The sequence below is a fragment of the Caballeronia sp. LZ003 genome (genome assembly GCF_031451465.1).
Taxonomy (GTDB): Bacteria; Pseudomonadota; Gammaproteobacteria; order Burkholderiales; family Burkholderiaceae; genus Caballeronia.
Genome location: NZ_JARUXJ010000237.1, coordinates 23,568 through 29,817, shown reverse-complemented (window position 1 = coordinate 29,817; position 6,250 = coordinate 23,568). Strand labels below are relative to the sequence as shown.

Here is a 6,250-nt window from a genome sequence, read left to right as displayed (position 1 = left end):
ATACAGCACGCACATCCTCGACGCCATCTACGCCTTGGCGCTCGCGCAGTCGCCCGGCATCGTGCCAAAAAGTCTGCTTGGAAAGGCACTGACCTATCTGCGCGAGCAGTGGCCGAAGCTGATCCGCTACGTCGAGAACGGCACTTGGGACATCTCGAATAACCCTTGCGAGAATGCGATTCGCCCATTCGTCGTCGGGCGCCGCTCATGGCTTTTTAGCGATACCGTAGCGGGGGCGAACGCAAGTGCAAACCTCTACAGCCTTATTGAAACCTGCAAAGCCGGGGGCATCGATCCCTATCGCTACCTTCATTGGTTGTTCCAACGTCTTCCTCTGGCGAGGACCGTTGACGACTACGACGCGCTGCTTCCTTGGAAGATGCCCCCAGATCTCCGCTGACCCGCATTGCTGAGCACATCACGCGCTCTCCACCTTACTCCGAGGGGCGTCGTTCGTGGACCGCGTACAGTCGACGGGCCGCGCGAGCAATGCGATACTGGCAGCTCACACGGCTCTCCGGCCGGCCAGAAGGCCTGCCACATGGAAACCCGTGGAGGCGCGGTGCCGGACTGGACCTGGCAGTTGAGGCCGGCGTCGCGCCTGTTGTTCTTCCTTGGCAAACGCCTTTCTACCATGTCGCTGCCGCGACGCGATGCGAGTCGCGTCTCCAGTCGCCCTACGGGCTCTCTACGCCGCGACCCGCATCGTCGTCATATCACTCACAGCGCATTTACTGCTTCCGCTAGCTGGATTGTTCGCGCTTTGCCGCGACGCCGATATACGATGCCGCCCGAAAAGCACGGAAACTGACCGCCATCGACACCAATCGTTCCTCGGGATGCAAAGCTCGTCGATCCGTACCATCGACGTACGTTTCCGAGACACCCGCCACCAGCTCTTTCGGGCACACGGCACCTGCTGTTAGTACAACTTACGGGCGCGCCGTGGATGCTTCGAGGAGCGACCTCGTACGGCAAGGATAGTGCGGACGACTGCAATGACGTTTGAGAGATTGAGAGGGGCAAACGGGGGCACAGCCGAAAGGCATTACTGGCATCAAGCTCACCGCTTTGCCTTCCGAATACAGCTGTCTCCTGCAGTGCGGGCCCTGAAGTATTACCGGAGCGGTCTCGCTTCATCTCTGAGGAGGTCCGGATCGAACGGTATCTGCCCTGCGATAATACGCTTGGCCGCTGCGAACTCCTGAGGACGATTGACGGTGTCCACCGCAAGGATCCGTGACCCACTCATGTAAAACGCGGAAAATGACTGTTTGTCCGGGTCTCCGCGAAAAACGAGCTGCTCATACCCCTGTGACAGACCGACCATCTTCAGCCGGAGGTCATACTGATCGGACCAGAACCATGGTACGGCATGATGTGGCCGGTGGCGCCCGCACAGGGTCGCAGCGGCGGTGCGCGCCTGTTCCAACGCGTTCGGTACAGATTCCAGCCTGATCCGCCTTCCGCCGTACAAAGGGCTCGGATGGCTGGTGCAGTCCCCGATCGCCAGCACGTCAGGGTCACCGGTCACCGTCAGTTCGTCGACGCACACGCCGTTATCCACGTGGAGACCGCTGCTACGCGCGAGCTCGACCGCGGGTTCCTGCCCAATCGCGGCGAGTACCATGTCGACGTTCAGTTGGGTTCCGTCCGACAGCAGAACACCGAGTACGCGGCCAGCCGGATCCTGACGGAACTCATTGACCGATACCCCTGTGCGGATGTCCACGCCGGCAGCGCGGTGCCTGGTTTCAAAAAAACTGGAGACCTCCGGTGCGGTGACGCGGGCCAGCACCCGCGGCGCTGCTTCGACAAGATGCACAGTCATCCCGAGTTGCACGGATGACGCCGCTATTTCGAGTCCGACGTACCCACCACCAATGATCAGCAACGCGGCGCCCGGTCGCATCTGACTGCGCAGGCCTACGGCATCCATCACCGTCCTCAACGTGTGAACATTGGACGAAGGGACTTGTAGCAATTTCGCGGGTAGCGCCCGCGCCTGGCCGCCTGTGGCCAGCACCACCTTGTCATATCTGAGGCTGGGGCCTGTCGCAAGATGTATGCGACGTTCCCGCCGGTCCAGCTCGACCACCCGTATGCCACGCCACAATTCGACGCCTGCATCGCGATACGCAGAGTCTGCGCGCAACGGCATGGCGGATTCACTGGCAGAATCCGCGAGAAATGTCTTCGATAACGGAGGACGGTGATACGGCAACGCGGTTTCGTCCCCGATCAGTATGATCCGTCCCGCCCAGCCCTCTTTGCGCAACCCTACAGCCAGTTCGGCACCGGCATGTCCCGCCCCTACGATCACCGCACATTTCTTCCCGTCCTTATGCAGGCGCTCATTGTCTGCCAGGCTGGCAGCGCCGGCCTCTCCGATATCCGTCATGTCTGGGATCTCGGCAGATGAACCACCAGACCATCCAGGGCTTCTGACATGACGATCTGGCAGGTCAGTCGGCTGGCCTCACTGACATCAATGGCGCATTCGAGCATGTCCTGTTCGTCCGCCGCCGGCGGCGGGACACGTCCAATCCAATCGGTGTCGACGTAAGCGTGACAGGTCGCACAGGCACACGCTCCCCCGCAGTCAGCAAGGATGCCTGGCATACCTGAAGTGACAGCCGCTTCCATCACACTTTGACCTGATTCGCATGACAGCCGGTGTTCCCGGCCCGAATGTTCGATAACAATAACAGTGGGCATATGCGCAAGAAAAGAAAAATGACAGAAAGAACTGGCACCGCCTAAGGCAGATCCTGACTCAACCTTGGGTCTGGAGCCGCGCCGCTTGTGCTATCCAGAAACGTGCGCAGACGCGCAATACGGCCATCATCAGTTATGCCAAAAATTTCGATCACGGAATTCTCGACAACGCGACCGTCTGCGAGAAAGACGCGCACGTCCATGTGAACCGCAACTTCGTTCCCGTTGACGATGGACCGTATGGGCCTTAATGCAATCCGCCTTCCCGACGCCTGGATTGCATCGAAGATACCGGCAAATACGGACCTGCCCTGTCTGGGCGCTGAATTGGCTGGTTCGACGAGTTCTGCGTCTTCGGTGAAACCCGCGAGCCAGCCGTCGCGGTCACCTGCACTGATCGTCTCCGCATACCGACGAGCGGCTTGTGCCACCTGCTCAGCCGTTGGCATCGCGCACCTCCTCGACGCCATGGTCACGTCGCTTGCCGGGCGTAAATGTCACCTGCAGATGACTGATGCCACGGTTGAGGCTGGGAAAGCGGGTCACCCCGCCAGGTACGAGCTCGAAGTCGGGGAGCCGGTCGAGTATCTGCTCGATCATGACCTGAAGCTCAACCAGCGCAAGGTAGCTCCCCAGGCACCGGTGCGGGCCATGGCCGAACCCCAGATGACGATCTGCTGCGCGATCAGCATTGAACGTGTGAGGATCTTCGAATACCGCCGGATCGTGATTTGCTGCCAGCCAGTTGAGCAGCACAACGTCCCCCTTGTGAAACTGGTGGCCGCCGACCTCAACGTCCTCTGTCACTCCACGTGAGTGCTGGGAGACGGGACTGATTACGCGAACAAATTCCTTGATCACGGTGGCGATCCGAGACCTGTCCTCGAGGAGAAACGCCCTCAATTCTGGACTCTGGCCGATCATCTCGAATATATGGCTGCCGGCATTCGCAGTCGTGTCGAGCCCCCCCAAAATCAGCAACAGAACCAGTCCGCGCCATTCGTCCTTCGTGATCGGGTGCCCCTCGATGGAGAATTCGAGTATTTTGCTCGGTATGTCTTGGCCAGGGCTTTCCGTGCGCAGTCTGTACAGGTCTTCCGTCAACTGAACGAGTTTCTGCATCGCATCGTTGCTGGCGTTGGCAACGAGATCACTTGCCCAACCCTGGAACTCACGCCGGCGATCGGCGGGAAGGTCCAGGAGTTCGCAGATCAGTATCGCAGGGAGTTCGATGCTGTACTGATCAGCAAGATCGGCGCGTCCCTGTTCTATAAACCGATCGATCAGGCCGTCACAGATCTCGCGGATCCGGTCGCCCTGCGAGGCCGCGAATTTTGGTGAAAAGAGTTTCTGCAGGGGCAAACGGAAGTCACGATGCCGCTGACCATCATCATTGATCATGGGAATCTGCAGGGTTCCATCGCGTGCTTTAGTGTGCGGGAACCCGGCGCCGGGACCATGCTGCAGCGACGACGAAAATCGCGGATCCGTTGCAGCAGCAACGCAGTCCGCATAGCGCGTCAGGATGTAAAAGCCACCGAACTTTTCGCTTCGGCCGACCGGACACTGTGCCCGCAACCGATCGAGAACCTGCGGAGCATCCGGGCGAACCGAAAGCTCGATATGGTTGTACTCCCGCCATGATTCAGCGCCGCGATCATCGTTCATTACCGTCTCCATTGTTGTCATGGTCTTCAATCTGTTCGTAACAGCAGTTCGGACCCACCATCGGCAAACGGAACCTGCCCCACCATAAAGCGGTTTTCCGCGCTCGCCATAAAAGCGAGCAGTGGCGCGATATCGTCGGGTTCGGCGTAGTCCGCCACGGCCAGGGGGCTTATCCTGGCGAGCTTTTCGCGCCCCTCAATCGTGGAAAGCACGGGAACCGCCATGGCGGTTTTGATGGTGCCGGGCGCAACACCGTTAAGAAGAACGCCCCGATCCGCCCAGCCGGGCGAAATTGCAGTCCTGCGAATCCATCGCGTAAGCGCGACCTTTGACGACGCATAGGCGAGCGTTCCGGCTTGCCTCGCACGTTCGCGCGCCTGCCGCTCGTCTCCGGCCATACACAGATTTACCAGTTCATCGTCGGCTCTATAGACAGACGCAATGGACGTCACTACGACGGCCCGCGGCGAAGCCGACGCCTGCAACAACGGCAACAGATCGTCCAGAAGTCCCTTCGTACCGAAAAAATTGACGCCCACGATCGTCTCTGCGTCCTTCGGCGGCGCGATCCCTGCACAGCAAACTACAGCATCAAGTGTGTCGTAACGGCGCGCAAGGCTATCGGCCAGCGCGCGGCGCTGCTCCGGCACACCAAGATCCGCGCAAAAGTCACCCTCGTTCAGATCGACGCGAATGACCCGCCAACCTTTCATCGACCCATGGCGCGCCAACGCGGCTCCGATTCCTCCCGCGGCACCTGTGACCAGAACCGTTCTTGCCGTTGAGCTATTCATGAGCATTCCATATCAGGGGTCGACTACGCGATGCCGCTCCCGCTTGCTGCCAGCCGCGGATGAGCTTCGTTTCTTCCACTAGATTGTACTGACTATCTAACGAAGATCAAGCCGCGCCAGCCCGTCTGATGTACTGAAAAACCCTGATCTGGAAGCCTGTGCGGTCCTGTCTTCCCTCACACACAGTCAGTCACTGGCATTACGATTGAGTTCCACCTGACAAACGCATTCACCCATGAACAAAGCCAAGCGAGAGGCGCACGGTAGTAACCTTGAAACTGTCCAGACAAGGCCGAAGCGTACGCGGCGTAGTACCGGCGAAATCCGTCGTCTCATCCTTGAGAGCGCGCGCAAGATGTTTGCGAATGTCGGCTATGCGCGCACAAGCATCCGCGCGATCGCTGAGAACGCTGGCGTGCTGGAGCATCTGGTCTATCGCAATTTCGACGGGGGCAAGGCGGCGCTTTTCGAACAGGCGGTGTTTTTGCCCTTTGAGACAATGCTAGATGCTCATTACGAGAGCACGTGGGTGGTCCGGCAACCCGACATGGAAGGCGCGGTAGAACGAGCTCGCCGTTACATAGAAACGCTTTACGATCAGTTGAGCGCCGACCGCCAGCTCTGGAAAGCGCTCGTGCTGGCGATCCAGACCCACGAAAACGAACTGGATCATCTGCTTCACGCGGAAACATCCCCTCTTCTGCGATATTTCGAGCGCCTCGTGCAGACCGTGCAACCGTCCATGAACGCGATGGGGTGGAGAATCGATACGAACATCGCTGTTCGCATCACGTTCGCGTCAGTGCTTTCGCTCACCCTGTTCGATGACCTTCTGTTCGGGATAAAGCAGCCGACCCGGGAAGCGTTGATGGCCGAAATGACTTCATACGCCCTGTTTGGAGTGGCACGCAGCCCGGCATCTGAGATTACTGACAAGCGAGAACAAGCTCACCGGAAGACGGGGTCATTGCGTTCGAGAAAAACCATCGGCCAGAAGCGCAGGTAGCGCTGCTCGATACCCCAAAAATTCAGATTGGACGAACGCCCGTCACCGCAGTGGAACCGCGTTC

7 protein-coding genes are annotated in these 6,250 nt (G+C 59.2%); 2 read left to right on the top strand and 5 right to left on the bottom strand.

Going from position 1 to position 6,250, the window contains the following annotated elements; translation table 11 throughout:
* A partial coding sequence (locus QCE79_RS36540; RefSeq protein ID WP_309853287.1) for a transposase occupies positions 1-400 on the top strand: 400 nt, incomplete at its 5' end.
* A 717-nt stretch (positions 401-1,117) separates the two neighbouring features.
* Here the strand turns inward: QCE79_RS36540 and QCE79_RS36535 are convergent.
* From QCE79_RS36535 to QCE79_RS36515, 5 genes are read right to left on the bottom strand one after another with little or no spacing between them, the layout of a single operon-like run.
* Positions 1,118-2,401, bottom strand: a complete 1,284-nt coding sequence (locus QCE79_RS36535; RefSeq protein ID WP_309853286.1) for an FAD-dependent oxidoreductase — start codon at positions 2,399-2,401, stop codon at positions 1,118-1,120.
* Positions 2,398-2,718, bottom strand: coding sequence for a 2Fe-2S iron-sulfur cluster-binding protein (locus QCE79_RS36530; protein WP_309853284.1), 321 nt, complete (start codon positions 2,716-2,718; stop codon positions 2,398-2,400). The genes QCE79_RS36535 and QCE79_RS36530 overlap by 4 nt, the downstream gene beginning before the upstream one ends.
* 41 nt (positions 2,719-2,759) lie before the next feature.
* The gene (locus tag QCE79_RS36525) at positions 2,760-3,167 is read right to left on the bottom strand and encodes a nuclear transport factor 2 family protein (RefSeq protein WP_309853282.1); all 408 of its coding nucleotides are present in this window, start codon (positions 3,165-3,167) and stop codon (positions 2,760-2,762) included.
* Complete coding sequence (locus tag QCE79_RS36520; protein WP_309853280.1) at positions 3,154-4,386, bottom strand: cytochrome P450; 1,233 nt, start codon at positions 4,384-4,386, stop codon at positions 3,154-3,156. The genes QCE79_RS36525 and QCE79_RS36520 overlap by 14 nt, the downstream gene beginning before the upstream one ends.
* A 26-nt stretch (positions 4,387-4,412) precedes the next feature.
* Entirely contained in the window at positions 4,413-5,180 is a 768-nt protein-coding gene (locus QCE79_RS36515) for an SDR family oxidoreductase (protein ID WP_309853278.1), read from the bottom strand.
* Between the two features lie 235 nt (positions 5,181-5,415).
* Between QCE79_RS36515 and QCE79_RS36510 the strand changes: the two genes are divergently transcribed.
* Complete coding sequence (locus QCE79_RS36510; RefSeq protein ID WP_309853276.1) at positions 5,416-6,186, top strand: helix-turn-helix domain-containing protein; 771 nt, start codon at positions 5,416-5,418, stop codon at positions 6,184-6,186.
* The last annotated feature ends 64 nt before the right edge of the window (positions 6,187-6,250 follow it).